This window comes from Pseudoroseomonas cervicalis ATCC 49957 (assembly GCF_000164635.1).
Classification (GTDB): Bacteria; Pseudomonadota; Alphaproteobacteria; order Acetobacterales; family Acetobacteraceae; genus Pseudoroseomonas; species Pseudoroseomonas cervicalis.
In genome coordinates this window covers 1-1586 of the sequence record NZ_GG770792.1, presented here as the reverse complement: position 1 = coordinate 1586, position 1586 = coordinate 1, and the positions used below count along the sequence as shown (strand labels likewise).

The window sequence follows — 1586 nt, the reverse complement described above, 5'->3', positions numbered from 1 at the left end:
CGACTCGGCGGCGGGGGGCGCCGACTGGCCCAGGGCGGCGGCCGGCAGCAGCGGCAGCGCGGCCAGCGCGGCCAGGCCGCGGCGGGGCAGGGTCGGGGTTCGGGGCATGGCACTCTCCGCCTCACTCCGGCGCAGCCTGCCCTGGCGCGCGCGTTGCGTCGAGGCAATGTGATGCGCCGGGCCCGGAATCGCAGCGGGGCCGGGGGCTCACGCCCCCGGCCCCGCCGGACGTCCAGGCCGCGGCGCGGCGCCGTGGCTCAGTCCAGATTGGCGCCGGATTCCTCGACCAGCGCCTTCCAGACCGTCTCCTGGCTGCGCAGATACTCGCCATAGGCGGCCGGCGTCGCGTCCACCACGGTGGTGAAGCCGTTCGGCTCCATCTTCGCGCGGAACTCGGCGGTGTCGACCACGCCGGTGATCGCCTTGTGCAGCGCGGCGATGCGGTCGGCCGGCACGCCGGCCGGCACGTTCACGCCGTACCAGGACTGCATGTCGATGTTGGAGCCGGGCAGCAGCTCCTTCATCGACGGCACGTTCTTCAGCTCCTCCGCATAGGTCACGCGGTCGGCGCTGGCGGCGGCCAGCACGCGCAGCCGGCCCTCGCGCACATGCGCCATCGACAGCGGGATGACGTCGAACATCATGTCGATGTTGCCGGCCAGCAGGTCCTGCAGCGCAGGCGCCCCGCCGCGATACGGCACATGGGTGATGTCGGCGCCGGTCACCTTGCTGACCTTGGCGATCGTCAGGTGGCTGATCGTGCCGGTGCCCGAGGAGCCCATGGTCAGCTTGCCCGGGTCCTTCTTGGCCGCCGCGATGACGTCCTGGAAGGTCCGGTAGGGGCTGTTGGCGTTGACCGTCATGAACACCGTGCCGGTGGTCACGCGGGTGACCGGCGCCAGGTCGGTGATCGGGTCGATCGGCATCGACTTGCGGTAGAGGAACTTGTTGGCCGCCAGGATCGAGGCCGAGGCGAGCAGCAGGGTGTGCCCGTCCTTCTCGGAGCGCGCCGCCTCGGCCGCGCCGAGATTGCCGCCGGCGCCGCCGCGGTTGTCGACCACCACGGTCTGGCCCAGCACGGGCTGCAGCATCTGCGCCATCAGGCGCCCGGTCATGTCGACCGAGCCGCCGGCGGCAAACGGCACCACCAGGCGCAGCGGGCGGGAGGGGAAGGCCTGGGCCCGCGCGACATGCGGCGCGAACAGCCCGGCGGCCGGGAAGGTGGCGGCGGCGCCCAGCAGGGCACGGCGGCGGAAGGTCATGGTCTTGGGAGCTCCGTTTGGGTTCCGGGGCGCGTTCTGGCGGAGAGTTATCCCCAGGGCAAGAGCCGTGATGGCGGGAATGTTATCTTTCACAACCCTGTAGCGCGAGGCGATACAACCAGGGCGTGCATCAGCACGGCGGCGGCGACCGAGACATTCAGGCTCTCCACCGCGCCGGAGCCGGGCAGCGTCACCCGCGCCGCGCAGGCGGCGATGCTGGCCTCCGGCAGGCCCTGCTCCTCATTGCCCATGACCAGGACGATGGGGCGGTCGCGCGGCAAGGCCTCGGGCGCCACGCCGCCGCGCGCCACCGCCGCCACCGTC

The 1586-nt window shown here is 72.4% G+C and carries 2 protein-coding genes; both read right to left on the bottom strand.

Annotated elements, in window-relative coordinates:
- Nucleotides 1-257: 257 nt before the first annotated feature.
- The gene (locus HMPREF0731_RS19030) at nt 258-1262 is read right to left on the bottom strand and encodes a Bug family tripartite tricarboxylate transporter substrate binding protein (RefSeq protein WP_007005837.1); all 1005 of its coding nucleotides are present in this window, start codon (nt 1260-1262) and stop codon (nt 258-260) included.
- Nucleotides 1263-1351: 89 nt separating this feature from the next.
- Nucleotides 1352-1586, bottom strand: a 235-nt coding sequence (locus HMPREF0731_RS19025; protein WP_007005836.1) for a TrmH family RNA methyltransferase, incomplete at its 5' end; no start/stop codon positions are given.

Coding starts and splice junctions, on each gene's coding strand:
- HMPREF0731_RS19030 (WP_007005837.1), bottom strand. CDS start 1,262: ATGACCTTCCGCCGCCGTGCCCTGCTGGGCGCCGCCGCCACCTTCCCG.